Genomic DNA, 24,152 nt, shown 5'->3' with positions numbered 1-24,152 from the left:
TCCGGACAGGCGGCGCGGCCGCCGCTGTTCGGCCGGTGACTCCGGCCCGTCCGGGCAGCGGCTCAGGACAGGTCGGAGAAGCGGACGGTGCGGGCGACGGCGGTGACGTGCAGGCCGTCCGAAGCGGGCGTGATCGACGTCAGGCGGGCGCCCAAGGGGAGCTTCTCCAGCGGGATGGTGAAGGTCAGGGACTCGCTGAGCGCCGCCAGGGACAGGGTGGGGCCACCCGCCGCCGCTTGGATGGACGTCGGGGTCACGACGATGCCGGTGTCGGCGAGAGCCACGGTGACGAAGACCGTTGCGGGAACCGGGATACCGGCCACGGTGAAGGTTCCGGCGACGCGGAGGCCCTCGGGGCTGTCGGAGATGGACTCGACGCCCGCCGGGGCATAGCGCTGGACCGTGTCGTAGGGGACGCGGGCCGTGGCGGTGGCGGTTTCGGCGGTGAGGTTCTCGGTGCGCTTGTTGACGACATCACCCAGCGGCGCCGAGACATTGGTGAGCTCGACGTCCAGGTCGCGGACGGAGATATCGGGGTCGCTCCAGTCACCGATCCGGATGCCGATGTCGGAGTAGGTGCCATCCAGGGCTTGGGTGAGGAAGGGAAATCCGCCGATGGTGACCTTGGGCTGCTCGGGCAGCTTGTAATCGGCGGCGATCTGGCGGGCGATCTCGTTCTGGGCCATGCCGACCGCGACGCGGTCGCCGACGATCAGCGCGATCGCCAGCACGACCAGCAGGATCAGCAGTCCGCGCATGTGTTCATCTGTTCAGCCATGCCACCCATCATGCTGGCGAATCCCGGTGACGAGGACGGGCACTCCGAACCCGGGCGCGAATCCCCACGAAATCGCCACAATGTACGCATGAAATCCACCCGCATAGTGCTCGCCTCCCGCCCGGTCGGGATGCCCGAGCAGGAGAACTTCCGGACCGAGACCGTGGAGCTCGAGCCCCCGCGGCCGGGCGAGGCGCTGTTGCAGACGCTGTATCTGTCGCTGGACCCCTACATGCGCGGGCGGATGAGCGACGCGCCGTCCTACGCGCCGCCGGTCGAGGTCGGCGACACCATGTGCGGCGGCGCGGTGTCGCGGGTGATCGAATCCACCGATCCGGCACTGCAACCCGGCGATATCGTGCTCGGCTGGGCCGGATGGCAGTCGCATTCGGTGGAGAACGTGCAGGCGTTGCAGAAGCTGGATCCGGCGGCCGCGCCGCTCACCACCGCGCTCGGCGTGCTCGGCATGCCGGGGTTGACCGCCTACACGGGGCTGCTCACCATCGGCCGTCCGAAGCCGGGCGAGACGGTGGTGGTCGCGGCCGCGACCGGCCCGGTCGGCGCGACGGTCGGCCAGATCGCGAAGATCCAGGGCGCACGGGCCGTCGGCATCGCGGGCGGCCCGGAGAAGGTGGCGCTGCTGCGGGACCGCTTCGGCTTCGATGCCGCGATCGACCATCGCGCACCCGATTTCGCCGAGCAGCTGGCCGCCGACACCCCGGACGGCATCGACGTGTACTTCGAGAATGTCGGCGGCGCGGTGTTCGACGCGGTGCTGCCGCGGCTGAACACCTATGCCCGGGTTCCGTTGTGCGGCTTGGTCGCCAACTACAACGACACCGATCTGCCGCCCGGCCCGGACCGGCTGCCGCTGCTCACCTCGAACATCCTGCGCAAGAGCCTGACCGTGCGCGGCTTCATCGTGTCGGAGTTCTGGGATCAGATCGGCGAGTTCCGGCCGACCGCGGCGCAGTGGATCGCGGAGGGCAAGCTCACCTACCTCGAGGACATCGTCGACGGTCTGGAGAACGCGGTCGAGGCCTTCCAGGGTCTGCTCACCGGCAAGAACGTCGGCAAGCTGATCATCAAGGTCGCGGACTGACGGCTAGCGCATGGCGGTGATGTAGGGCCGCAGCCCGAGCGCGATGTCCACGCACACCCCCAGCAGCACATCGCGTTCCACGGGGTCGAGCGGGTGCTTCAGCCACAGCCGGGTGCCCAGGATCGGCACCGGCAGCGGCTGTCCCGCTCGATCCCACCAGAACGACTCGTTGTAGACGTCGTTCACGAGCCGGCGCACGGTCCAGCCGCCCGCGGTGCGCACCACGTCGAGCCGGCCGACCTCCGCGCCCATGCGGTCGAGCACGAGCAGCCGGAACAGTTCGGGTGTGCGGGGCTCGTCCGGGTCGGGCACGAAATGGAAAAGCGTTCCCGCCGTGGATCCGACGGCCGTGGAGGTGTCGGCGCGCTGGATCGAGCCGATGGAGGTGCCGTCACCGCGGCTGATGACGGTGGGCGCGGAGTCCTTGGACTCCACCCACACCACCGATCCGTCGGCGTAGGTGATGCGATGGCGGCCGGTCCCGCCGTTCTTGAAGCCGAACAGGATGGCGGCCTTGGCCGCGAATCCGTTGCCCGCGCCCTGCACCCCGGTGGCCAGCGCGTCCTCGGGCCCCACACTGAAGGTGATCTCCAGGGCGTTGTTCAGCTTGTGCACGACCCGGCCCTCGATCATGGTCGAGCGGTCCTGCGACGCCGGCATCGTTCGATCGTAGGCCGGTGGCATCAGCGTGAGGTGGTTTCGCGGCGGCACGCCGGGGCCGACGCGCGCCCCGCACTCACTTGCCGGCAGGGAAGCCCACCGTGGCCAGTGCGGTCGTCCAGTCGGTCGCGATGGCGACCTGCGCGTCGCTGAGGGCGACCTTGCCGTCGCAGATCAGCGTGTGCAGCTTGGACTCGACGCCGTCCTTGGGGTTGTTCGGCCCCGCCCCGTCCTTGTGCCCCGGGGACGGCGGCTCGACCCACAGGTTGTGCGCGTCATTGGGGTCGCCGCCGAGTTCGAGGGAGATGAGGTGGTCGTACTCGCCGTCGCGGGGGTCGCCGTTGTAGCCGTAGGACTTGATGTTCTCGGTCTTCTCGCGGCCGGTGATAGTGCTGTTGGGCCGAATCGAAGCGGTGTATCCCGACTTACAGATGGTGTCGGCCAGATTGGCCGCTGTCACTGTGGGATTCAGCGCGCCCGGCGTGCAGGCCGGGTCGGGCAGCGGCTGGCCGTCGGCGGTCTTGCGGTAGTGGCAGCTGCCGGGCGCGGGCTGCGCCTGCACGGTGTAGGTGCCCTGGGGTCCGGGCCCGACCGGGATCGCGGAATTGCTCTGTTTGGGCGCGGGCTGCGGAACCGCCTGAGCGGGCGCGTTGGCCGGATGGGTGGCGGCCTCCTTCGAGCATCCGATCGTCATGCTCAGGACCAGCAGGGCCATCGCAAGCCCTTTGTGCGCCTTCATAACATCCCCTGCTCGACCCGGACGGCAGCCTAATTGTGCGCTATCCCTTGGTGATCGGCCACTCGCCGACGACGACACACCGCCCGGAAACGCGGATCCCCGCCGCCCTCCGAGCAATACATACCAACCGGTTATGCTGCACCAATGACAGCAGATCTGTCGCACTCTCCAGCGACAATCCACCCCGTCGGCACCAATGGAATTCGGGGGCGCGCCCTCGCGCTCGCCGGCCTGCTGCTGGGTGTGGGCACCCTGCACTTCCTCATGCCCAAACCGTTCGACACCCTGATCCCGCCCCAGCTGCCGGGCGAACCCCGCGCCTACACCCACGTTTCGGGCGCGGCCGAGCTGACCGTGGGCGCCCTGCTCGCGATCCCGCGCACCCGCGGCCTGGGCGCGCGGCTCGCCGCCCTGCTCTTCGTCGCCGTCTTCCCCGGCAACCTGTACATGGCCTACGACTGGCTGAGCAGCGACCGCGCCCTGCCGTTGAAAGCCGGTGCCCTGCTCCGCCTCCCACTGCAGATTCCGCTGGTGCTCACCGCGCGACGGGTGTACCGCGCCGCGCGGTAACCGGCCTCAGTCGGTGGTCTGGAACTCGTCGAAGGACGGGTCCGGCAGTTTGAGCTGGGCGTGGATATCACCGCCCAGCCCGAAATGCCCTATCGCGCCGCCGTAGTTCTGCTGGTAGCTCTGCCAGAGCACGACCACGCTGATGATGCGGTTCGCGCCCGGCAGCGCCGGATCCGGGAACGGGTTGGGCAGCACCGCACGATAGCTCGCCGTGCCGTGCTCGTCGGTGACGAACACATTGGGCACGCCCAGCGGCCCGGGCCGGGTGGGCGCGTCCGGGTCCAAGTCCTTGGCCCGCAAGGACATCACCGTGTACAGCGAATCCGGAATGAGCCCGGTGAACTCGAACCGGAACTCCGCCTGCCGCGCATCGTCCAGGTCCACGGTCACGTCCAGGGTGCCGCGTGCCCGCAGCCAGTCCCCCAGGGTCACCGGGCCGGTCAGCCTGCGTCCGTCCTCGGGCCGGAAATCCGGGATGGGCGTCTCGTGGAACGGGTAGCTCGGCCGCGTCACGCTCGCGGCCTCGGGGAGCTGATCGGGAGCGAAAACCACCGGATAGTTGTTGGCGGGCAGCGGGAGCGGCAGCGTGTGCAGGACCCCCGCCGCGTCCTCCGCCGACAACTCGTCGGGCAGTTCCCGCACGATCGTGTAGGCCGCCAGCCCACCGAAAGCGGGCACGGGGGTGCCGGCCGCGACGATGGCCCGCCCCCAGCGTCGGGTGACGGTGCCGCCGGGCCCCGGGACGGTCAGGTATCCCACGACGATGAAATCGCCGTCCGCGTCGAGCACTTCGCTCGGCGGGTAGAGCGGCCCCTGCGTGGTCGGGGTCAGTTCATAACGCTTGGTCACCATACGGAGAGCACCTCCTGGTCGGAGAGAAGGCGGCCGGGGTCGTCGACGGACGCGCCGACCCGGTCGGACAGGTGGATCCAGCCGGTGCCGTGGACGGCGAGCACCGCGTCGTCACCGCGATAGCCGGGGTGCGCGACGGCCCGCAGGAACGGCAGGTCGCTGGCGTGATCGCCGTAGCCGTAACTGTTCTCCCGCGCGATCGCGTGTTCGCGCAGGAACTCGGTGACGGCCGCGGCCTTGGCCTCGCCGATCATGGGCCGCCACACCTCGCCGGTGAGCACGCCGTGCTCGTCGGCGACGGGCACGGTGGTGATGACGTGGTCGGCCCCGACCGCCGTCGCCACCGGTGCGACGGCCGCGCCGAACGAGCCCGACAGCAGCACCGTGGCGTGCCCGGAATCGCGGTGTGCGCGCAGCCTTTCCACCGCATCGGTGTAGTAGACGGTGTCGCTCGCGGCGAATTCCGCGAACCAGCGCCGCCCGGCCGCGTCCAGCGCCGCGGCCTCGACTCCGCGATAGGCCCGGTAGTAGTGCCGATTCACCTCCTCCCGCGGTGTGCCCGCGGCGGCCCGTTGCTGGATCTCCCCGGTCAGGCGCGCGTATTCGCCGCCGTCGTCGCCGTTCTCGGCCAGCCAGAACCGCAGGAACGCGAACATGCTCTTGACGGTGATCAGGGTTTCGTCGACGTCGAAGAACGCCGCGCCCGCGCTCATGCCACCTCGTCGAGGTAGGCCGCGATCGCCTTGGCCGCCTTGTGCCGTTCGATCTGCGAGATGCGCTCGCTGGGCAGTGCGGCGTAGCCGATGCGGGTGGTGGCGACGGCGCGGCCGAGCTGGCGCACCTCCACCTCGATGCTGAATTCCAGCTTCCCCGGATCGTCGATGGACACCGGGGTCAGCGTGGCGTGCAGGGTGGCCGGCAGCGGGAACAGGAAGGACTTGAACTCCAATTCGATGCTGTTCCAGACGATGTAGAAGTGCTGTTCGGGCCAGCGGCGGCCGTACTCCAGTTCGAACGCGCCGAGGAACAGCTGGCGCACGGCCTCCACGATCACGATCCCCTGCACGTGCTCGCCGGTCTGATGGTCGAGCAGTAGTTCGTTGTCGCCGTGGATCCGCAGATCCGCCCGGAACGCGGTCTCCGATTCCCGGACCAGCTCGGCCAGCAGCACATTCGAGTGCTGATACTTGTGCACCTGGTGGCGCGGGGCCGGTTCGGCGACCGCCCCGGCCACCCGCAAACCCGCCGGGGCGTGCACGATCGCCACGTGCTCGACGTAGTCGAGATCGTGGCGGGTGACCCCCTGCCCGAGCCGCACGGTCAGCGGCACCTCCGCCGTCCGCCAGCGACCCGCGCGCAGCGCGGCCACCAGACCGGACACGGTGAAGGCGCGATCATCCGCGGCGATCCCGCGGAACCGATCGGCCACCAGCAGCACCTCGCCGACGGCCACCTCCGCCACGGTCGCGGACGCTGAATCGAGCTGAGCTACAGACATTTTCCCTCCGAGAACAAGACGCTTATGGCGACGCTCGCCGCCATCCGGTCGTCACCCGGAGCACCCCACCGCCCGGAGGGTTGCCGCCCAGCGAGCCGGGGCTTCGCGCTGGAACTCATGACCGTGAGCGAAACAGTATGGGGGGCAGATACTTTCGAGAATCATTTCAACCACGCCGATCGAAACCCGGCCGCGGCGGCCAGAACGGCGCCTGAAGCCGAGAGCGCCGCGACCGCCAGGGCCACCGCCGAATAGCCGTGCCGGGCCACGAGATTGGCCAGTTGCGGGCCCGCGCTCGCGCCGACGAACAGGGCGAAGGTGTACAGCGCGGTGGCCGCGCCGCGGGCCGCACCCGCGCGGACCGTGATCGTCTGGACGGCGGCGGGGGCGGCCACCGCGATGGCGGCGACGAACACGAACAACCACACCGCCACCCAGAGCCCGCCGAGCGGCACCGCGGTCACGGCCACGGCGAGCGCGGCGGTCCCCAGCGCGGCGACCAGCCGGGTGGCCGGGGCGATGCCGCCGAGCCGCCCGGCGAGCAGCGGAATCGCCACCATGGCGGGAATCGCGCTGGCCCGCAGGGCGAGCAGCGCGCCGTTGCCGGAGCCCACACCCTCGGGCGGGGCGAGCTGGATGCCGGTGTAGACGCCCACGAAGGAGCCCAGGATCGCCAGGCAGCTCAGATACAGCAGGGCGAGGCGGGATTGCCGGAGCAGATCCACGAACGGCGCGAACACCGACCGCGACGGCGCCACAGCGGTTCCCGCATCACCGTCGGCCGTCAGGGGATCCGCCGACCGGATCGGCGGTTGCAGCACCACCCGCAGCACCACGGCCGAAACCGCGAACGCGATCGCCCCGGCCACGAAGATCGCGTGCCAGCCCAGCGCGTTCCCGATGAGCTGCGCCAGCACCTGCGCGACCACCCCCGCCCCGAGGAACGAACTCGTCAGGCAGGTGAGCGCGAAGATCCTGCGCTCCGGCGCGATCCGCTCCGACAGATAGGCGAACGCCGCGGGGGCGAAGAACGACGCCGTGAGCCCCTGCAGGATTCGCGCCGACAGCCCGGTCACCAGCCCCGGCGCGGCCGCCACCAGCAGGGTGCTGACCACGGTGGCCGTCAGCCCGCCGACGATGACCGGCCGCCACCCCCACCGGTCCGACAGCGGTCCGGTCACCAGGAAGCCCGCCCCGTAGGCCAGCCCGAAGGCCGTGGTCATCCAGGTGGCCGCGGATGTGGACGTATCCCAGTCCGCCGCCAGCCGATTCAGCACCGGCAGCACCACGTACAACTGCCCGACCACGAGGATCCCGACCGCGCACACCGCCCCCACGGTGCGCCCGACCGGCGCCCACACCTCGGTTTCCGCGGGCGCGCTCATGACCGCACGACCCGGACGCGGGCAGGAAGAAGCAGCGAGGTGGTCATCGAATTCCTTTCGTGGACAACGGAGTCCACGTCTATCAATCCGAGACCACCGGGCACGACGGTTACGTGCGCGCTGATCCGAAGCCGCCGGCGGCTCAGGCCAGGACGAAACTCAACTGCGGTACGAAGTTGCCGCCCAGGCGGAACCACGTGTAGCCGAGCCACACGCCGGGGGTGACCTGGCGGATCTCGTCGTACACGTTCGGGGTCGGAGACGGGGCGTAGTCGAGGATCCAGGCGGGCCCGCCGTCGACGACGGACGGCCCGGCATAGACCGTGGCGGGCCAGGCTTCCAGACCTGCGGGGGTCAGGCGGTTCTGCACGTATCCGCCGGTGGGACCGGTGTAGAAGTCCTTGCCGATCCAGACCAGCGGTGTCCAGGACTGCCTCTGGAGGGGTGCGGCGACCCAGCCGTCCTTCGCGCCGACCGGGACGTCGCCGCGCGGGGCGTCCCGATAGATCGCGTCCAGCTGCTCGGGCGCACATGCGAACCGGAGCGAGTCCACAGTTGCTGATGTGTTGTCGGAGTTCAGAGCACAGCCGCTTCCATAGTCCGCGTCGGCGTGTGCGAACACCGGGACAATCAGCGCCAGCACCCCGAATCCGACCGGGGCGAGACTTCTTATGAGGACATTTCGGAAGATCTCACGGTATGCGCTCATGGTTGTCTCCACCGGAATGGTTCCCAACCCAGCGATTATCTTAGTTCGCCACAAAATAGCCGGTCAGTGCCGTCGCCGAACCGAGATCAGATCGACGCGTGCTTAACAGGAAATTGACAGGTTTCCGCTGGAAATGTCTCGAGCTTCGTGTCGATGTAATGGAGCATGAGCTCGATTCAGGCCCGCACCCCGCGCGCACGGTGGTCGTGGATCGCGACCGGAGGCCTCGTCGCCGTGGTCGCCTTGTCGGCGCTGGGCGCGCCCGCCGCCTTCGCCACCTCGCACGACCAGGCCGGTCCGGGTCGGGCGCCGGAGGCCACCGCGGCGGTGGCCGCGCCGCATCCCATCTCGGTGACCGCCATCGCCCAGCAGATGCAGACCGCCATCCAGGCGGCCTCGCCGGGCACCACGGTCGGGATCGACGTGGTGGACACCACCACCGGGACGGCCATCGCCAGTCTCAATGCCGACCAGCAGTTCTACACCGCGTCGGTGGTCAAGCTCCTGATCGCGCTCGATACCTTGGGAAGCCAAGGCGCGCAATCGGATCCGGACACCGCGACGAAGGTGACCCAGATGCTCTCGGCCAGTGACGACGACATCGCCGATCAGCTCTGGGAGGCCGGCGGCAACAACGCGATCATCGATCGGATGGTCGCGGCGATCGGGCTGACCGCCACCACCGCGCCCGAGGACACCGCGCAGTGGGGCGAAACCCTCACCACCCCACGCGATGTCGTGGCGATCTTCCGCTACATCACCACCACGGCCCCGGCCGCGACCCGCGATCTGATCCTGGGCGCGCTGCGCGACGCCGCGCGGACCGCCGCCGACGGCACCGATCAGTTCTTCGGCATCCCCGACGCTCTCGCCCGCAAGAGCTGGGCGGTCAAACAGGGCTGGATGGACCTGAATTCGTCGACCACCCTCGACACCACGGGCTTGGTCGGCACCTCGCCGGATCAGCCCTACCGGTACGCCGTCGTGGTGCTGTCGACCCAACCGGCGGGCACCAGCTGGCCGGTCGCCGGCGCGGCGTTGACCGCCGGGGTGACGCTGCTGGACGCGGCGCTGAAGTAGTCCGAGCCCGTCACCTTCGACAACGAGGCCATCGGCCGGGCGCGCGGTACGCTCGCCGGGTTCATTCGATGTTGAAGGAGAGTTCGTGGGTAAGAAGAGCCGTCTCGCTTCGGGTTTCGCACTGGTTGCCGCCGCTGCCGCCACGATGGGCGCGACCGCCGGAGTGGCCGCCGCGGAGCGCGCGCTCACCGGGCAGGAGCAGGTGTTCGTCAGCTACCTGGAGGAGCACGGGGACATCCTGGTCGATCTGGACCAGAAGCTCGCGGCCGTCGATCTGGGCAAGGCGTACTGCTCGGCGCTGGCGGCCGGCGTGCCCCGGGAGCACCTGTCGACGCGGCTGCCGGGTGGCGCGGGCGAGGACGCGGAGGCCGCGCTGATTTTGGAGGCGGCCACGGCCCCGGGCAGCCTCTGCGGCTGACCCGTTGAGGTGATGCCTGCGGGCGCAACCGGAAACGGTTGCGCCCGCACGTTTTTTCATGACCGCCCGTTCTATCTGATTGCGTAAATTGTTAATTGCGTACCTTGCGGAATTCTTCAGCAAACCACATACCGTGGGGCCCGTACGGGCGTAGCGTCACCGATCGCGAGAACCCGTCACGGCTAGGAGAGGAAAACCCATGGCGGACTTGGAAGTTGCCCTGAAGGACATGATGATGCTGGACGGCGCCATCGGCGCCGCCGTCGTCGACTACGGCAGCGGCATGCCCCTGGGCATGCTCGGCGGCTCGAAATCCCTGGATCTCGAGGTGGCGTCGGCCGGCAATACCGAAGTGGTGCGGGCCAAACTGCGCACCATCGAGCAACTCGGCCTCAATGAGGAGATCGAGGACATGCTCATCACCCTGAACAACCAGTACCACCTGGTGCGCCCCCTGCGCGGCCGCCGCTCCCGCGGCCTGTTCCTGTACGTGGCGATCGACCGCACCCGCGGCAACCTGGCCCTGGCCCGGCACCGCCTGCGCGACATCGAGGAAACCCTCGAGGTCTGACCCGGAGCGCCGCCGGGACGGTGGCGTCAGCGCCGGGTCAGGCGCTCCATGGCGTCGTCGGGCATGCCGAAGGGGAGGTCGGTTTCGGTCTGCAGGGCCTCGGCGCGGGGCAGGTCGCGGGAATTGGCGTAGAGGGACTTGTAGATTCGGTTCGAGCCCGCTGAGTTGGCGGCGATCTGGGCGGCCAGGCGGGCGACGAACTCGTCGAGGCCGACGTCGGAGACGCAGTGGTTCACCAGGCCGATGTCAGCGGCCTCGACACCGCTGATGCGGCGGGCGGTGAAGCTGAGTTCCTTGGCGCGGGCCATGCCGACGCGTTCGGGGAGCCGGACCGACATGCCCCAGACCGGGGCCAGGCCCCACTGGCTGTGGGTGTCACCGAACTGCGCGGTGTCACCGGCCACCAGGAAGTCACAGGCCAGGGCGAGTTCGAGGCCGCCGGTGAAGCAGTGGCCGCGAATCTTGCCGATCACCGGGACCGGGAACTCCTCGAGCATGGTGACGGTCTTGGCCTCGTCGTAGCGCGATTCCACGGCGTCGCCCGCGGCGAGCGACTCCAGGTCGTGCCCGGCGCAGAAGGAGCGGCCCGCGCCGGTGAGGACGATGCAGCGCACGTCCGCGCCGGACAGCGCGTCCAGGTGGGCGCGCAGCTCCTCGAAACTGCCCGCGGTCAGGGCGTTCAGCTTCTCGGGCCGATTCAGGGTGAGGGTGGCGACGCCGTCTTCGAGGGTGCGGACAACCAGCTCTGAACTCACGCGACACGCCTTTCCTCGGTGATCCGGCCCGCCGCCGGTCCCGATGGGATCATGACAGATCCGAGGGCCCAGACAGGGCAAATGGACGCTTGGTGACCGCCAGCACCCATTCCGGCGAGCACGGCATGCCGACCGCGAGCACCGCATCGGGCACGACCCGCAGTCCGATGAGCAAGTGCGCCAGCTGATTCGAGCGCCGATCCAGGTCACGGTAGGTGGTCCGGCGGTCGCTCCGTGATCCCTGCATACGCCCGGCTCCTCCAGGATGCTCTGCCGACGCCCCGGAACATCAGCAGCTACCGACCGTGGAGCCTGCGCTGACGAGGCGAAAGTCCAGCCATAAGACAAGGTCCGGACCATTTTGACAGAGCCCATCAACAACAGGGCAACATTAGAGCAACCCATCGCGTGTCGGCCGGCGGACCACTCGGGCCCACTGCGGATCGGAGGAGTCTCCGATGCCGGGCGTCGCCACCCGGCATCGGGCCCGGCCGCCGCGGAAACCGGTGACGCGGAACATATTCCGGTCACCTGCCGCGGCGGCCGTCACCCGGGTCAGGTCAGCTTCAGGCTGCGGCCGATGATCTCCTTCATGATCTCGGTGGTGCCGCCGTAGATGGTCTGGATGCGGGCATCCATGTAGGCCTTGGCGATCGGGTACTCGCGCATGTAGCCGTAGCCGCCGTGCAGCTGCAGGCAGCGGTTGATCAGGTCGAGCTGCTCCTCGGTCGACCACCACTTGGCCATGGCGGCCTCCTCGACGCTCAACTTGCGATCGTTGAGCAGTTCGATGCAGCGGTCGACGAAGACCCGGACCGCGGTGGTCTTGGTGGCCAGCTCGGCCAGCACGAAACGGGTGTTCTGCAGTGCGCCAATCGGTTTGCCGAAGGCCTTGCGGTCGCGCACGTACTGGCAGGTCAGCTCCAGGCAGCCCTCCATGGCGGCGGCGGCCATGACGGCGATGGACAGGCGCTCCTGCGGGAGGTTCTGCATCAGGTGGATGAAGCCCTGCCCCTCGGTGCCCAGCAGGTTCTTGCCGGGGACGCGGACGTCGGCGAAGGACAGCTCGGCGGTGTCCTGCGCCTTGAGGCCGATCTTGTCCAGATTGCGGCCGCGCTCGAAACCGGCCATGCCGCGCTCGACCACCAGCAGCGAGAAGCCCATGGCGCCCGCGGCCGGGTCGGTCTGGGCGACCACGATCACGATGTCGGCATTGATGCCGTTGGTGATGAAAGTCTTGGAGCCGTTGAGGATCCAGTCGTCGCCGTCCTTCACCGCGCGGGTCTTGATGCCCTGCAGGTCCGAACCCGTGCCGGGCTCGGTCATCGCGATCGCGGTGATGATCTCGCCGGAACAGAAGCCGGGCAGCCAGCGCTGCTTCTGCTCCTCGTTCGCCAGTTCCAGCAGATACGGCGCGATCACGTCATTGTGCAGGCCGAAACCCAGGCCCGAGTACATGCCCTTGGTGACCTCCTCGGTCACGATGGCGTTGTAGCGGAAGTCGGACTCGCCCCCGCCGCCGTACTGCTCCGGCACCGCCATGCCGAGGAATCCCTGCTTGCCGGCCTCGAGCCAGACCGAGCGATCGACGACGCCGTCGTGCTCCCACTGCTCGTGGTTCGGGGCCACATGCTGATCGAGAAACTTACGGAACGACTCCCGGAACAGCTCGTGTTCGGGTTCGAAAAGGGTGCGCTCCACGCCAACCTCCTACAGTGACCACATCGGCACCATCGCCTGTGCTCAATACCGTACTCGAAAGTCGAACGGAGGTTAACTTCACGGGCCGAGAAAGTGGTCCGAACTGCGACAGTCGCCATTGACGTCGCGGAACGGAGGTCCTGAACCCGGGTAAACCTACCGGGGATTCATGGAGTCGGATCTAGAGGCCGAAGCGGCCCAGGGCGCGACCCAGCAGGCTGCGACCGCGGTCCCGGTCGCGTTCGCCGAGCAGGAAGTCCAGTTCGCCTTCGAGGGCCTTCTTCACCACGGCCTGCAGTTCGTTCGCCGCGGCGTCGGTGTCGGGGATGTCGCGCCAGGGGCTGGTGTCGATCGGCGTGCCCAGCGAGAAGTAGAAGCGCTCCGGCTTGGGGACCAGGGTGGGACCCAGCCCGCGGATCAGCGGCGGGGTCAGGGTCGAGCGCAGGCCCAGGCCCTCGACGGCCTTGCGGACCGGGAACATGGCCGGGTGGTCGCCGTCGAAGACGATGTCGAACACATCGTCGCCGCCGACCATGGCGATCGGGACGATGGGCGCGCCGGTCGCGATGGCCATCTTGGCGAAGCCGGTGCGACCCTCCCACACCAGTTGATACTTCTGGCCCTTGCCGCGCATGGCCTCGCGCCCGCCGCCCGGGAACACCGCCACCGCTTCGCCCTGCTCGAGCAGCGTGGTGCAGTTGCGGCGGTTGCCGCGCACGATTCCCCAGCGGTGCAACACATCTCGCAGCCCCGGCACGTCGATGAGGACGTTCTCGGCGAGCCCCCGCACCAGCCGATCGTGGCGCACCAGGATCTCGTGCGCGAGCAGCGGCGCGTCGGTGCCGCCCGCCAGGCTGTGATTGCCGACGAGCAGCACCGGGCCTTCGAGCGGGAAGTTCTCCATCCCGTAGAAGCGCGGGCTGAACCAGGCCCGCGACGGCGCGATGATCGCGTCGATAATCCGGCGATCGGTATCGGTGAGATCGACGTGCAACGGCGCGCCGTCGGTGAGCCCCTTCGGCGTTTGTTCTTCGGACCCATGACTGTCGTGAGACAAGGCAACCCTCCCTGCAGAACCTTCGATAACTTCATGGTAACGAAAGTCCGCGCAGGTCACCGAATCAGGGCTAGAACAGGTTCCCTCTACCGAATGAGACGAACTCGGCTTCGAGTTCCAATTTGCCGGAATCGGTCAGGGGTTCGTATTCGGGCTTCCCGCGGCCGAACCAGCGGAAGAGCAGCTCGCCGGTGTGCCAGCGCTGTTCCTGGAGTTCACGTTTGAGCACCTTGTTCGATCCCGTGACCGGGAGGCTGCCGGAGACACGGAGCAGGCGCGGCGCACCCTTGGAGCCGAGATCGTCCTGGGCCGTGAGGAATTCGGCGAACTCGGCGGCGTCGAAGGCGTCCGGGTCCGCGACCTCGATGGCCGCCATCACACGGTCGCCCGAGCGCGGATCGGGCACACCGTAGACCGCGGCGGCGATGACCGCCGGGTGCCGCCGGATGACCTGTTCGATGGACAGCGTCGAGGTGTTCTCGCCGTCGACGCGCAGCCAATCGCCTTTCCGGCCGCCGAAATACAGGAATCCGGCTTCGTCGATATAGCCCAGGTCACCTGTCCAATACCAACCGTTCCGCAAACGTTCGGCATCCGCGACATCGTTTTTGTAATAGCCCTCGAATACGATCGCGCCCGCCTTGTCGACCATCTCGCCGACCGATTCGTCCGGATTCAATACGCGACCGTATTCATCCAATACCGCGCGCGGACAATCCTCGAGTGTGTCCGGATTCACGACCGCCACGCCCGGATGCGCCGGACGGCCCAGCGCGGCGGCCGGAGCCTCCGGATCCAGCGCCGCCAGGGCCGGGCCCTCACTCGAGCCGTACCCCTCGAACAGTTCGGCGCCGAAGCGGCGGCGGAACTCGGCCTGGTCGGCCACCGACGCCTCGGTGCCGAAACCGCGGACCAGGGTGGTGTCGGCATCCTCGGGGGTCGCCGGGGTGGCGAGCAGATAGCCCAGCGCCTTGCCCACGTAGGTGAAGAAGGTCGCACCGAAATACCGCACGTCGGAAAGGAATCCGGTGGCGGAGAACTTCGGGGTCAGGCACACCGTCGCACCGTTCACCAGCGCCGGAGCCCACAACGCCATGATCGCGTTGCCGTGGAACAGCGGCATGCAGCAGTAGTCCACGTCCTCGCGGATGTGCCCGAACTTGTCGCTGGCCGCGTAGCCGAGGATGGCCAGGCGGCGCTGGGTGCACTTGACCGCCTTCGAGGTGCCGGTCGTGCCCGAGGTGAACAGCAACAGCAGCAGGGCCTCGGCACCGGCGTGCGCGACCGGCTCGGCCGCGTGCGCCGCCACCCGCTCGGCATAGGCCGGATCGTCCACCAGCAGGAACCGGTCCGGTTCCAGGCCCAGGTCCAGCGCGCCGAGCCGGGCCATGCCGGCGGTGTCGGTGACGATCAGCTGGCAGTCGACATAGCGGATGTCGGCCTCCAGCTGAGCGTTGCCACGCGTGGGATTGATGCCGACCACGGTCGCGCCCGCCAGCGCGGCCGCACCTAGCCAGAAGACGAAGTCGGGCACATTGTCCAGCAGCACACCGATGTGGAACGGCCCGTCGCGCCGCAGGTCGCGAGCCAGTTCGGCGCGCGCCGCCGACTCCCGCACCACCGCGTCCCAGGTCCAGTCCCGCTCCCGGGTGCGCAGGCCGAGCCGCTCGTCACCGAGCCGGTCGAGCAGCAGGCTCGCGATGTCCGCGCGCCGCTCGACCGGGGCCGGCGCCGCCGGGGTCGCCGGGGTCGCCACTGATAGGTCCGTCATGTCCGATTCGCCTTCCATCTGCCGAGTCTCGCCGTTGTCACATACCCGGGTACACGAGTTCGACGTATTCGCTGGGCAGTTCCTCGAACGACAGCTTGCGGATCTCCACCGGACCCGAGTGGTAGGAGTCCTCGCCGATGATCAGACCCGCCTCGTCCACCGGCCACAGCAGCAGTTGACGGAACGAGATCAGGTAGTCGGCCTCGGGGTCCTCGACCGGGAGGCCGATCTGGGCGGCGTACGCGCCGGGGTAGATCTGGCGCAGATAGCCCTCGGTGACCACGCAGTCGTCGTCGACCAGCAGGCGGTCCAGCTCGAACTCCAGGATGTTGGACTTGCTCTCCACGAACGCCGCGTAGTAGTCGCGCACGCCGTCCCAGCCCTTCGGGCCGACATCCTGGCCGAACTGCCAGAAGTGGTAGTCCGGCTCCGCCGTCAGGGTCTTCATCAGACCGTCGAGATCCGGCACGGCCTCGGCCTTCATGTGATCGATGACGATCGAGAGCACCTGACGGTGGCGCTCGTTGGTGGTGACGGCCAGCCGCTCCTCGAGCAGCTTCCAGGTCTTGGTGGGTTCCACGATGGCCATGCTGTGAATCTCCTTCTCCCGCAACGGCGGCGGTGCCGTGCCCATCGATCGTCGGCCATCGACGTGACCCGGATCACCCGCCGCCCGTCGCCGGTATCACCGCCGGGACCCGACGCTTGTCGGGTCGACCGCGGACGGACCCGCCAACTGCGCGGACGACAGCGCCATCCGGCGCACGAACAACACCAGCGTGGCCGTGAACCGGTCCAGCGCGTCGTCGACATCCCAGCCCATCACGGCCTCCACCTGGGCGATTCGCGCGGCCACCGTCGAGTGATGCAGATGCAGCTCGGTCGCGGTGCGCCGCAGCGTGCCGAAGACACAGAACGCTTCGAGGGTGTCGACCACGAGCGCACCCGCCTCGGTCGCGGCGAATTCGTTGATCCGCGTCACATCCGCGGTTCCCAGCAGGCGCTGCACCGGCAGATCCGCGAGCAGCTCCAGCGCCCCCAAGCGCTCGAACGCGATCACCCTGCGCCCGTGCCACGTCGAGGACGCGAACCGCAAGGCCCGCCGCGCCTGCTCCCACGACGCGGCCGCCGCCAGCGCGGGCAACCGCTCGCCCACCCCGATCCAGGGACCGGCCGCGCCAGTCTGAGAGGCCGGAAAGGCCTGTACCACAGCAGCGTTCAAGGTGTCCGACAGACCGCGATCCACCATGGAGGGCCGCCCGGGGCCGGACGCGGAATCCTCGCCGCCGCGGGGCGTCGCCGCGGAACCCGCCGCACGGGGGCCGGGCTGCCGCGTGGAGCTGCCCGCCCCGAGAACAGCGGCCAGATGACCGATCACGCCGCGACCGTCGAATCCCCCCAGGGCGGCCAGATCCTGGACCAGCACGGCCGTCGTCGCCCCGATCACCGCCTGCCGCAGGATCGGCACGTGCTCGCCGATGATCCGCACGGCCTCCGCCGCCCCTGGCCCGGTCACCGCGAGCACCCGCGTGGCGCGGCCGGGATCCAGACCGAGCAGCCGCATCGCCCGCACCCGATCCTCCCGCCGCTCCTTCTCCGACAGCACCACTTCCAGCAGCGCCGGATCATCCATCCGCAGCGGATCGGCCACCTGCCGCGCCGCCACCACCCGCAGACAATGCCGGAGCCGATCGAGCACCACGCCGTCCAAGGGATGCGGCCGGGCCGACGTATCCGCGGGCCACTGCTGCGGCGGCGACTCCTGCGCGCCCGTCCGGACCTCGTTGCCGCGCAGACGATTCCGCGTGCCGTCGACATCCGCACCGCAATCGCCGGGTCGGCCATCGACTCGGAGAGCGGTCCCTTCGCGCGCACGATCCGCTTCCTGCGCGTGGCCCCCGTCCGTGCCCGACGCCACCGGAAGCGAGGTCGGCGGGTGACGCTCCAGCCAGACGGCCGGGTCCGAGCCGGATGCGTCGGCGGGGGCGGCCGTGGCGGGGAGCAGCCGGCCCGCGGCGTCGTAGCGGATCACGGTGCCGGAGGGCCAGCTCGCGCCGGCCGGGCATTCGGCCAGGAGCGCGGCGGCGCGAATCACCGTGTCGGCGTTCGCGGCGGATTCGTCGAAGGCGTCGAAATGGGTGATCAGCCGCAGCACCGCCGCCGGGTCCGCACCGAGCTCGGACAGCCGGAGCGGATTCGCGGGCGGCGCGGGCTCGGTCACGCTGCTCCCTCCACACTGATGGGCATCCGACCAGACTGACGAGCCGCCGGGTCGGCAGGAAGAGGAACGGGCGAATCGTCCAACTGGGTGAGACAACCCGGCGGTGGCGAGGCTCGTCGATCCGCCCGATCCGAATACAACCGAACGGAAGGAATGACCGGTAGGTTCTGCGCATGAGCACCGCCGATGCCACCCGTGTCAGCCCCTCGGCGACTCGCCGGCCCTTCACCTACGGGCTGTTCGCGGTCGCGGTCGTCGCCTATCTGGCGATCATCCAGGGCCTCGGCCTCATCCTGAAGAACATCACCGGCGAGAGCGACTTCTACACCAGCCGCGGCGTCTTCTTCGGAATGATCATCCCGCTCGCGCTGGCACTGGCCTTCGTCTACGGCGTCACCGCCTACCTGGGCCGGCTCCGCCCGGTTCTGCGCGACGACCGCCCGACCCAGCGGTGGGTGTGGGTGGTGCCGATCGCGTTCATCGCCGCCATCGCGGTGGGCATCAACTACGGGGAGCTGGCCGACAAGGGCATCGGGTACGTCCTGCTGCTGCTCATCGCCACCCAGTTCGTCGGCTGGGGCGAGGAGGGCATGTTCCGCGGACTCGGCGTGACCGTGCTGCGCGAGCACGGACTCACCGAGGGCCGCGTGGCGCTGTGGTCGTCGATCATCTTCGGCGCGGTCCACCTGACCAATGTGGTCGGCCACGGCCTCAGCGCCCTGCCCCAGGCCATCATCGTCAGCCTGGCGGGCTACTTCTTCTACCTGATCCGCCGAGTCAGCCGCGGCAATGTGCTCAACTCCGTGCTGCACGGCCTGTTCGACTTCTCGCTGCTGACCGGCACCGCCATCACCGCGGGCCAGACCTTCTATCCGGGCACCATGCTGCCGATCCTGCTCTACCCGGTGCTGGCGATCATCCTGCTGGTCAAGCGCCACAAGATCGAGCCCGTCGCGGGTTAGCAGTACCACCCGGGAGTGACCTGTCGCGATCAGCCCCGGGTGAACAGCCGCAGCGATTCGCCGACCACCGCGTCACGCATGCGGTGGTCCGGGTCGGCCTCGGGACGCAGCCAGATCGAGGCGTGATTGAGAATGCCGTGCAGGCAGTGCAGGGCCACCGCGGGATCGGGGCAATCGAATGCGCCCGAATCCATGCCGCGGTCGATCACCTCGCGGAACATGCGGTCGTGGCGGCGGCGCATGGTCTTGATGGCCTCGCTGTGCTCGGCGGGCCAGGGGGCGGGGAACGAGAACAGCTTGCCCACCTCGGGGTAGAGCACGGTCAGGATGTGCAGCTGTTCGGCGATCAGAATCCGCAGCTGCTCGGCCGGTGACCGGTCGGCCGCGGCGTCGAGCGCTTCGCGCAGGCGGGTCAGCACATCGGTGGTGAGCTTCTCCAGCGCGGCCGAGACCAGCGCGTCCTTGCTCGGAAAGTAGTGGTAGAGGGTGGCTTTGGCGATGTCGGTGCGTTCCGCGACGTCCTCGAAGCGCATGCCCTGGTAGCCGCTGCCGGACAGGATCTGCAGCGCGGTCGCGATCATCTCCGCCTTGCGGCGATCACGGCGGCGGGCCGCGCGCCCGGTGGGGGCGGCTTCCTCGTCCACGGTCGTACTCATCGCCCGATCATATCCGCCCGGCGGGTTCGTTAGATCAACCACAAAGCTGGTCTACCGACTGGCCAGATCAAAACTCGACCCGTAGGTTGAGAAACGTGATGGATACGACCGCACCCGAGACCGCCTACTTCCGGCGCGTCGGCGACCACCGCTTCGTCCCCACTCACCACGCGGGCGGCGCCTGGTCCTCCGGCGAACAGCACTTCAGCCCGGTGGCCGGGCTGATCGTGCACGAGATCCTGCGCGCCCGCACCGATCGCCCCGACCTGGTGCTGAGCCGCATCGGCTTCGACATCCTCGGCCGGATCGCGTTCGAGGAGTTCGAGATTCGCGTCGAGACCATCCGGCCGGGCCGCACCATCGAACTGGTGGAGGCCACGGTGATCATCGGCGGCCGCGACACCATCAGCGCGCGGGCCTGGTTCCTCGGCGCGCAGGACACCGGCATCGTCGCCGGGGGCGAACCGGACCGGCTGCCGGCCCCCGACTCGCTCGCACCGTGGTCCCTCACCCCCGTCTGGCCCGGCGGCTACATCGAATCGATCGAGGCCCGGCAGGTCGGCGTCCCCGAACCCGGCCGCGCCACCGCGTGGATCACCACCGCCGTGGACCTGATCGAGGGTGAGGACGCCGATGCGCTGGCCTCCTACATCGCGCTGGTCGACACCGCGAACGGCATCGCCGTCCGGCAGGAACCCACGAAATGGATGTTCCCGAACGTGGACATGACCATCCACCTGTACCGGCAGCCCGAAACCCCGTGGGTCGGGATGGACACCTCCGTGGTGTTCGGCCACAGCGGCCAGGGCCTGACCACCACGGTCCTGCACGACCTGCGCGGCCCGGTCGGCTACGCCCAGCAGAGCCTCACCCTGCGACCGCAGCCGACCAGCTGACCCCGGTCAGGCGATGAAATCGCTGACCAGCTTCACGAATTCGCGCGGCCGCTCGACCATCACGACGTGACCGGTATCGATTTCCTCGTACACCGCGCCCGGGATGGCGGCCGCCAGCTCCCGGGCGTTCTCCACGGGCAGGAACCCGTCCTGGGCCGCCCCGATCACCAGCGTCGGCGCTTGGACGCGAGGCAGCAGGTCCCGAATGTCCAGGCGCAGAGCCAGTTCGATCTGGCGACGGCGGTCCGGGGTGGACTGGAACCGGACGGCGAGCTCCTCCACCGCGGCGTGACCGATCGATCGCAGGTGCGCGCGGCTGAACGCCAGCAGCATCGAATACCGCGCGAAAGCAGCCGCGTCACCGAGGAGATCGCGCCACACGGTCAGCGAGTTGCGCAGATACTCGTCACCCGGTCCGGCGAAGCCCGCGACCGGCACGAGGCTGCGGACCAGCTCCGGCCGCCACGCCGCCAGCGCGGCCGACACCACCGCCCCCAGTGAATGCCCCACCAGATCGACCGGCCCCGCACCCAGATCCGCGACAACCGCGGCCAACTGCTCGGCGAGCAGCTCGACGGTGAGCTCACCGCCATCGTCGCGAGCCGGATCACTGCCCGAAAGATTCGGCAGCACAACCAGATTGGTGGTGGCGAGCGCGCCCGCCACACCGTCCCAGGCTCGCGCGCCCGCACCGCTGCCGTGCACCAGCACCAACGGATGCCCCGCACCCAGCACCCGATACGGCACCCGCGCGTCACCCACCGTGACCTCCCGCATTTCCGCCTCACCCATATCCGGCTCCTCTCGTATCGCTCGACGTGATCGACCTTCTCGCGAACTCGGGGCGGTGAGGAGCGGAGAGCTTTCCCTAGTAGCGGCGGTCCCAGCCTCGAGGAGGGGCGACCTCAGCCTCCGCGCACCCGAGCGTCGTGGGCGCCGCACTCAGCGCGGCCGACGCGGACTCGTCGGCGGGCGCCCCCGGTGCGCGAGACGCTCGCGCAGTCGCACGCCATCGGCCCGACCCGCGACGCCGGCGGCTGGTCAGCGCCGCGGCAATGCCGAAGCGCTGCCACACGACTCGCAAGAATCCGGCTCCGCCGGCGGCGGGAATGCGTTCCGACGGGCCAGGGTCGAGGATCAAACGCGCCGATGACGCGCATGTTCGCGATCCAGCAGATTGCCGGCCGAGCAGCCGCTCGACGACGGGCCGGCCGAGGAACGGGCGCACGCCGGATTCGGCGCGGATAGTTCCACGGCGAGATGACCGCGACCACACCCTTGCCCGCGATGTGGAGGAGCTGAAGCGGCAGGACTGGCAGCGGGTGGTGCTGCGGCGCATGCTCAGCTACAGCTTCCCGTCCGGCGCACGCCGCCGGACAGCAGTCCGGTGACCGCGCGCGCTCCGGGGCGGTCGAGGATCGACTTCGGGTCGCGCAGGATGGAGGGCATGACGATGGACCGCGACAAGCTGGCGGACTTCCTGCGCCGGTCCCGGGAGCGACTACAGCCGGGGGAGGTGGGTTTGGCCGGTGGACCGCGTCGGCGCACGCCGGGCCTGCGGCGCGAGGAGCTGGCGCACCTGTCCGGGGTGTCCGCGGACTATGTGATGCGGCTCGAGCAGGCGCGTAGTTCCCAGCCGTCGGTCCAGGTGCTGGCCGCGCTCGCGCACAGCCTGCGGTTGAGCCTGGACGAGCGGGACCACCTGTATCTGCTGGCCGGTCATCGCCCGCCCGAGGGGGTACGCGCCGGGAACGCCGTGCGGCCCGCGCTGCGCTACCTGCTCGACCGGTTGAGCGACACCCCGGTCCAGCTCATCACCGACCTCGGCGACCTGCTCGCCCAGAACGCCTTGGCCGAGGCGCTGTTCGGATGCGTGTGCACCATCGCGGAATCGGACCGCAATATCGCGTGGCGCTGGTTCACCGAACCGTCGGTCCGTGAGGCCTATCCCGCCGAGGAACACGACCGGCTGGGCCGGCTGCGCGTCGCGGACCTGCGCGCCGCCGCGACCCGCCGCGGCTACGACCGGGCCTCGACCGCTCTGATCGAACGCCTCGAGACCGCGAGCCCCGAGTTCACCGACCTCTGGCGACGCCACGAGGTCGCCGTCCGCCGCGAAAGCCATGTGCGCGTTCGCCATCCGGACATCGGCACGATCGAATTCGACTACGAACTCCTGCACACCCAGGCCGAGGACCAGCGTCTGCGCGTGTTCACCCCGCCGCCCGGCTCCCCCGCCGTCGAGGCCCTCGAAGTTCTGCGCGCCCTGGGACCCGACACCGCCCACCGCTCCCACCGTGGCCAGGAGCCGGGCGTCACGACATCGTCTTGATCACCTCGCGGGAACGAACGTGATCGATCCCGATGATCATGATCTCCCGGTCGTAATCGGACACCGCGAACAACCGCAGTACCACGAACAACACCGCGGCCCCGGTCAACGACAGCCCCGTCGTCCAGGCGGCGCCGAACTCGTCGGAGCTCGAGTCGCCCTCCGGATCCTGGCAATCCGTCTGGCCGGTCACCTCGCCTCTACCGCGGGAAGCCATGCCGCGCAACATAGCCGCAGTTCACAGCGTCCAACCCGGGGCATGTCGCGGCGCTCCGACTACTGGATCGGCTGGACCTGGGGGAAGGTCCAGGTGCCGTCCAGGATGTTCTGGTGCGGGCGGTAGAGACGGACCATGTAGTTCCAGCCGGGCTCGATGGGCAGGCAGTTGGGGATCTGACCGTCGCAGCCGCCGAACTGGATGTCGTAGGAGCCGTCCGCGTTCTTCTTGGCCGTGGTGTTGTTGACCGAATAGGCGTTGAGCGGGTTGGCCTCGTAGTAGCCCTGGGCGTTATAGACGCTGATCGACCAGAAACCGTCCACGGGAACGTCTTTCACGTGCAGCTGGTAGTTGACCCGACCGGAGTTGTCGGGCGGCGTGACATTGAGGTAGAGGGCGTCCTTCTCGGGGTTGCCGCCCCAGGCGGAGGCGGAGGTGATCAGGTGGCGAACCTCGTCGACCTGCCCACGAGGACCGAAGGAGTTCCTGGTGTCGGGCAGCGTGGTGGCGAGGGCCAGCAACGCGTCACGCACCTTGTCCTGGCTGGGCTTGTCCCATTGGGGAATCTCGAAGACTCCCTTGCTGTCCTGCTTGATGGTGATCGCGTCCTGCAGCTTGTGGACGGCGTCGACATCGGCGGGATTGTTCGGGTCGACGAAGGTGCGGACCGCGGCGATCATGTACCGGGTGCCGATCTTGTCGCGGTCGTAAGTGTAGGTACCGGCCTCGTAGACGACGTCGGGGGTGTATTCGTCCTCGTCGATGATCTGCAGGGACAGGAAGCGGTCGCCGGCGTCGGGAAGCGTGATCGAGACCGGACCGGCATCGAGGTCGATCACCGCCGAGGAGTACAGGGTGTCGCGGTTGGCGCGGACAACCGTCTGGCGATCGATCGGCATGGGCTCGCGGATGTGGTGGAAATTGCCGATTCCGCCATCCTGCACCGACATCGCGAACTCACGGTCGGTTTCGGCTCTGGCGAAGTTCTCGACGGTGACGATCGCCGGTTGGTTCGGCGGATAGTCCGCGGCCTTGGCCTTGGTTCCGGACGCTGCGCTGGCACCGGTGGTGGTCGAGCTCGAGCTCGAGGAATCGTTGCCGCAGGCGGCCGCGGTGGCGCACACCAGTAGCGCACCGATAACCATGGCACCGGATCGCATCGCCTTCATGTACCCACTCCTTCACTGGAGACGTTGCAAGAGCCTCAATATTGGGTGCGTGG

The 24,152-nt window shown here is 68.9% G+C and carries 26 protein-coding genes, 1 pseudogene and 1 riboswitch; of the genes and pseudogenes, 8 read left to right on the top strand and 19 right to left on the bottom strand.

Features of this window, described 5'->3' with window-relative positions; all coding sequences use genetic code 11:
* Window positions 1-62 precede the first annotated feature (62 nt).
* Complete coding sequence (locus tag ACQPYY_RS12025) at window positions 63-758, bottom strand: LmeA family phospholipid-binding protein (RefSeq protein ID WP_379096617.1); 696 nt, start codon at window positions 756-758, stop codon at window positions 63-65.
* A 108-nt stretch (window positions 759-866) separates the two neighbouring features.
* Between ACQPYY_RS12025 and ACQPYY_RS12020 the strand changes: the two genes are divergently transcribed.
* Window positions 867-1,880, top strand: a complete 1,014-nt coding sequence (locus ACQPYY_RS12020; RefSeq protein WP_433593789.1) for an NADP-dependent oxidoreductase — start codon at window positions 867-869, stop codon at window positions 1,878-1,880.
* 3 nt (window positions 1,881-1,883) lie between these two features.
* Here the strand turns inward: ACQPYY_RS12020 and ACQPYY_RS12015 are convergent, their stop codons facing one another.
* Window positions 1,884-2,540, bottom strand: a complete 657-nt coding sequence (locus tag ACQPYY_RS12015; RefSeq protein WP_433593788.1) for a hypothetical protein — start codon at window positions 2,538-2,540, stop codon at window positions 1,884-1,886.
* Window positions 2,541-2,616: 76 nt separating this feature from the next.
* Window positions 2,617-3,279, bottom strand: coding sequence for a hypothetical protein (locus ACQPYY_RS12010; protein WP_433593787.1), 663 nt, complete (start codon window positions 3,277-3,279; stop codon window positions 2,617-2,619).
* Window positions 3,280-3,423: 144 nt separating this feature from the next.
* On the opposite strand from ACQPYY_RS12010, the gene ACQPYY_RS12005 reads away from it, so the two are divergent.
* Window positions 3,424-3,849 (top strand): DoxX family protein, encoded by a 426-nt coding sequence (locus ACQPYY_RS12005; protein ID WP_433593786.1) that lies wholly within the window; start codon window positions 3,424-3,426, stop codon window positions 3,847-3,849.
* 6 nt (window positions 3,850-3,855) lie between these two features.
* Here the strand turns inward: ACQPYY_RS12005 and ACQPYY_RS12000 are convergent, their stop codons facing one another.
* From ACQPYY_RS12000 to ACQPYY_RS11980, 5 genes are all read right to left on the bottom strand, one after another.
* A complete protein-coding gene (locus ACQPYY_RS12000) occupies window positions 3,856-4,701 on the bottom strand; it encodes a hypothetical protein (RefSeq protein ID WP_433593785.1) in 846 nt (281 codons plus the stop codon).
* Complete coding sequence (locus ACQPYY_RS11995) at window positions 4,695-5,414, bottom strand: HAD family hydrolase (RefSeq protein ID WP_433593784.1); 720 nt, start codon at window positions 5,412-5,414, stop codon at window positions 4,695-4,697. Before ACQPYY_RS11995 ends, ACQPYY_RS12000 begins: the two co-directional genes overlap by 7 nt.
* Window positions 5,411-6,199 carry an AfsA-related hotdog domain-containing protein gene (locus ACQPYY_RS11990; protein ID WP_433593783.1) on the bottom strand — a complete coding sequence of 263 codons (789 nt, stop codon included), beginning with the start codon at window positions 6,197-6,199 and terminating at the stop codon, window positions 5,411-5,413. The genes ACQPYY_RS11995 and ACQPYY_RS11990 overlap by 4 nt, the downstream gene beginning before the upstream one ends.
* Before the next feature lie 13 nt (window positions 6,200-6,212).
* Window positions 6,213-6,322: riboswitch (SAM riboswitch) on the bottom strand.
* A 38-nt stretch (window positions 6,323-6,360) separates the two neighbouring features.
* Complete coding sequence (locus ACQPYY_RS11985) at window positions 6,361-7,584, bottom strand: MFS transporter (protein ID WP_433593782.1); 1,224 nt, start codon at window positions 7,582-7,584, stop codon at window positions 6,361-6,363.
* Between the two features lie 142 nt (window positions 7,585-7,726).
* Window positions 7,727-8,293 carry a hypothetical protein gene (locus ACQPYY_RS11980; protein ID WP_433593781.1) on the bottom strand — a complete coding sequence of 189 codons (567 nt, stop codon included), beginning with the start codon at window positions 8,291-8,293 and terminating at the stop codon, window positions 7,727-7,729.
* Between the two features lie 165 nt (window positions 8,294-8,458).
* Between ACQPYY_RS11980 and ACQPYY_RS11975 the strand changes: the two genes are divergently transcribed.
* From ACQPYY_RS11975 to ACQPYY_RS11965, 3 genes are all read left to right on the top strand, one after another.
* Window positions 8,459-9,373: a hypothetical protein gene (locus ACQPYY_RS11975; RefSeq protein ID WP_433593780.1), complete on the top strand. Its 915-nt coding sequence runs from the start codon at window positions 8,459-8,461 to the stop codon at window positions 9,371-9,373.
* A gap of 85 nt (window positions 9,374-9,458) precedes the next feature.
* Complete coding sequence (locus tag ACQPYY_RS11970; protein WP_379096588.1) at window positions 9,459-9,791, top strand: DUF732 domain-containing protein; 333 nt, start codon at window positions 9,459-9,461, stop codon at window positions 9,789-9,791.
* Between the two features lie 199 nt (window positions 9,792-9,990).
* Window positions 9,991-10,362, top strand: a complete 372-nt coding sequence (locus tag ACQPYY_RS11965) for a hypothetical protein (protein ID WP_379096585.1) — start codon at window positions 9,991-9,993, stop codon at window positions 10,360-10,362.
* A gap of 26 nt (window positions 10,363-10,388) precedes the next feature.
* On the opposite strand, the gene ACQPYY_RS11960 is transcribed toward ACQPYY_RS11965, so the two are convergent.
* The 7 genes and pseudogenes from ACQPYY_RS11960 to ACQPYY_RS11930 form a co-directional block, all read right to left on the bottom strand.
* Entirely contained in the window at window positions 10,389-11,117 is a 729-nt protein-coding gene (locus ACQPYY_RS11960; RefSeq protein WP_379096582.1) for an enoyl-CoA hydratase/isomerase family protein, read from the bottom strand.
* A gap of 49 nt (window positions 11,118-11,166) precedes the next feature.
* Complete coding sequence (locus ACQPYY_RS11955) at window positions 11,167-11,364, bottom strand: AMP-binding protein (protein WP_433593779.1); 198 nt, start codon at window positions 11,362-11,364, stop codon at window positions 11,167-11,169.
* A gap of 308 nt (window positions 11,365-11,672) precedes the next feature.
* Entirely contained in the window at window positions 11,673-12,818 is a 1,146-nt protein-coding gene (locus ACQPYY_RS11950; protein WP_433593778.1) for an acyl-CoA dehydrogenase family protein, read from the bottom strand.
* Window positions 12,819-12,999: 181 nt separating this feature from the next.
* The gene (locus ACQPYY_RS11945) at window positions 13,000-13,875 is read right to left on the bottom strand and encodes a lysophospholipid acyltransferase family protein (RefSeq protein ID WP_379096574.1); all 876 of its coding nucleotides are present in this window, start codon (window positions 13,873-13,875) and stop codon (window positions 13,000-13,002) included.
* Between the two features lie 70 nt (window positions 13,876-13,945).
* Complete coding sequence (locus tag ACQPYY_RS11940; RefSeq protein ID WP_433593777.1) at window positions 13,946-15,646, bottom strand: AMP-binding protein; 1,701 nt, start codon at window positions 15,644-15,646, stop codon at window positions 13,946-13,948.
* A gap of 37 nt (window positions 15,647-15,683) precedes the next feature.
* On the bottom strand, window positions 15,684-16,235 hold the full coding sequence (locus ACQPYY_RS11935) for a nuclear transport factor 2 family protein (protein WP_433593776.1): 552 nt from the start codon (window positions 16,233-16,235) through the stop codon (window positions 15,684-15,686).
* 96 nt (window positions 16,236-16,331) lie between these two features.
* Window positions 16,332-16,880, bottom strand: a pseudogene (locus ACQPYY_RS11930) (PucR family transcriptional regulator); the annotation flags it as partial.
* A 1,160-nt stretch (window positions 16,881-18,040) separates the two neighbouring features.
* On the opposite strand from ACQPYY_RS11930, the gene ACQPYY_RS11925 reads away from it, so the two are divergent.
* A complete protein-coding gene (locus tag ACQPYY_RS11925) occupies window positions 18,041-18,829 on the top strand; it encodes a CPBP family glutamic-type intramembrane protease (protein WP_433593775.1) in 789 nt (262 codons plus the stop codon).
* Window positions 18,830-18,858: 29 nt separating this feature from the next.
* Here the strand turns inward: ACQPYY_RS11925 and ACQPYY_RS11920 are convergent, their stop codons facing one another.
* Complete coding sequence (locus tag ACQPYY_RS11920) at window positions 18,859-19,485, bottom strand: TetR/AcrR family transcriptional regulator (RefSeq protein WP_433593774.1); 627 nt, start codon at window positions 19,483-19,485, stop codon at window positions 18,859-18,861.
* Between the two features lie 98 nt (window positions 19,486-19,583).
* On the opposite strand from ACQPYY_RS11920, the gene ACQPYY_RS11915 reads away from it, so the two are divergent.
* The gene (locus ACQPYY_RS11915) at window positions 19,584-20,381 is read left to right on the top strand and encodes a thioesterase family protein (RefSeq protein ID WP_433593773.1); all 798 of its coding nucleotides are present in this window, start codon (window positions 19,584-19,586) and stop codon (window positions 20,379-20,381) included.
* A gap of 6 nt (window positions 20,382-20,387) precedes the next feature.
* On the opposite strand, the gene ACQPYY_RS11910 is transcribed toward ACQPYY_RS11915, so the two are convergent.
* Window positions 20,388-21,173, bottom strand: a complete 786-nt coding sequence (locus tag ACQPYY_RS11910) for an alpha/beta fold hydrolase (protein ID WP_433593772.1) — start codon at window positions 21,171-21,173, stop codon at window positions 20,388-20,390.
* A 655-nt stretch (window positions 21,174-21,828) separates the two neighbouring features.
* Here ACQPYY_RS11910 and ACQPYY_RS11905 point away from each other — a divergent pair.
* Entirely contained in the window at window positions 21,829-22,713 is an 885-nt protein-coding gene (locus tag ACQPYY_RS11905) for a helix-turn-helix domain-containing protein (RefSeq protein WP_433593771.1), read from the top strand.
* Here the strand turns inward: ACQPYY_RS11905 and ACQPYY_RS11900 are convergent.
* Window positions 22,697-22,930, bottom strand: coding sequence for a hypothetical protein (locus tag ACQPYY_RS11900; RefSeq protein WP_433593770.1), 234 nt, complete (start codon window positions 22,928-22,930; stop codon window positions 22,697-22,699). The two genes, ACQPYY_RS11905 and ACQPYY_RS11900, sit on opposite strands and share 17 nt — an antisense overlap.
* Window positions 22,931-22,989: 59 nt before the next feature.
* The gene (locus ACQPYY_RS11895; RefSeq protein WP_433594626.1) at window positions 22,990-23,880 is read right to left on the bottom strand and encodes a DUF1254 domain-containing protein; all 891 of its coding nucleotides are present in this window, start codon (window positions 23,878-23,880) and stop codon (window positions 22,990-22,992) included.
* Window positions 23,881-24,152 lie beyond the last annotated feature (272 nt).

The sequence above is a fragment of the Nocardia sp. CA-145437 genome, from assembly GCF_050956485.1.
GTDB lineage: Bacteria > Actinomycetota > Actinomycetes > Mycobacteriales > Mycobacteriaceae > Nocardia.
The sequence above is the reverse complement of the archived record's forward strand: the minus strand, read 5'-3'. Positions and strand labels throughout refer to the sequence as shown.

Bases quoted from the DNA above. Each gene is read 5' to 3' on its own strand.
- ACQPYY_RS11900 (WP_433593770.1), bottom strand. From the start codon at position 22,930: ATGGCTTCCCGCGGTAGAGGCGAGGTGACCGGCCAGACGGATTGCCAG.
- ACQPYY_RS12015 (WP_433593788.1), bottom strand. From the start codon at position 2,540: ATGCCGGCGTCGCAGGACCGCTCGACCATGATCGAGGGCCGGGTCGTG.
- ACQPYY_RS11955 (WP_433593779.1), bottom strand. From the start codon at position 11,364: ATGCAGGGATCACGGAGCGACCGCCGGACCACCTACCGTGACCTGGAT.
- ACQPYY_RS12025 (WP_379096617.1), bottom strand. From the start codon at position 758: ATGCGCGGACTGCTGATCCTGCTGGTCGTGCTGGCGATCGCGCTGATC.
- ACQPYY_RS11935 (WP_433593776.1), bottom strand. From the start codon at position 16,235: ATGGCCATCGTGGAACCCACCAAGACCTGGAAGCTGCTCGAGGAGCGG.
- ACQPYY_RS11925 (WP_433593775.1), top strand. From the start codon at position 18,041: ATGAGCACCGCCGATGCCACCCGTGTCAGCCCCTCGGCGACTCGCCGG.
- ACQPYY_RS12000 (WP_433593785.1), bottom strand. From the start codon at position 4,701: ATGGTGACCAAGCGTTATGAACTGACCCCGACCACGCAGGGGCCGCTC.
- ACQPYY_RS11940 (WP_433593777.1), bottom strand. From the start codon at position 15,646: ATGACGGACCTATCAGTGGCGACCCCGGCGACCCCGGCGGCGCCGGCC.
- ACQPYY_RS11920 (WP_433593774.1), bottom strand. From the start codon at position 19,485: ATGAGTACGACCGTGGACGAGGAAGCCGCCCCCACCGGGCGCGCGGCC.
- ACQPYY_RS11980 (WP_433593781.1), bottom strand. From the start codon at position 8,293: ATGAGCGCATACCGTGAGATCTTCCGAAATGTCCTCATAAGAAGTCTC.
- ACQPYY_RS12010 (WP_433593787.1), bottom strand. From the start codon at position 3,279: ATGAAGGCGCACAAAGGGCTTGCGATGGCCCTGCTGGTCCTGAGCATG.
- ACQPYY_RS11965 (WP_379096585.1), top strand. From the start codon at position 9,991: ATGGCGGACTTGGAAGTTGCCCTGAAGGACATGATGATGCTGGACGGC.
- ACQPYY_RS11910 (WP_433593772.1), bottom strand. From the start codon at position 21,173: ATGGGTGAGGCGGAAATGCGGGAGGTCACGGTGGGTGACGCGCGGGTG.
- ACQPYY_RS11895 (WP_433594626.1), bottom strand. From the start codon at position 23,880: ATGTCGGTGCAGGATGGCGGAATCGGCAATTTCCACCACATCCGCGAG.
- ACQPYY_RS11995 (WP_433593784.1), bottom strand. From the start codon at position 5,414: ATGAGCGCGGGCGCGGCGTTCTTCGACGTCGACGAAACCCTGATCACC.
- ACQPYY_RS11975 (WP_433593780.1), top strand. From the start codon at position 8,459: ATGAGCTCGATTCAGGCCCGCACCCCGCGCGCACGGTGGTCGTGGATC.
- ACQPYY_RS11985 (WP_433593782.1), bottom strand. From the start codon at position 7,584: ATGAGCGCGCCCGCGGAAACCGAGGTGTGGGCGCCGGTCGGGCGCACC.
- ACQPYY_RS11905 (WP_433593771.1), top strand. From the start codon at position 21,829: ATGACGATGGACCGCGACAAGCTGGCGGACTTCCTGCGCCGGTCCCGG.
- ACQPYY_RS11915 (WP_433593773.1), top strand. From the start codon at position 19,584: ATGGATACGACCGCACCCGAGACCGCCTACTTCCGGCGCGTCGGCGAC.
- ACQPYY_RS11990 (WP_433593783.1), bottom strand. From the start codon at position 6,199: ATGTCTGTAGCTCAGCTCGATTCAGCGTCCGCGACCGTGGCGGAGGTG.
- ACQPYY_RS12005 (WP_433593786.1), top strand. From the start codon at position 3,424: ATGACAGCAGATCTGTCGCACTCTCCAGCGACAATCCACCCCGTCGGC.
- ACQPYY_RS12020 (WP_433593789.1), top strand. From the start codon at position 867: ATGAAATCCACCCGCATAGTGCTCGCCTCCCGCCCGGTCGGGATGCCC.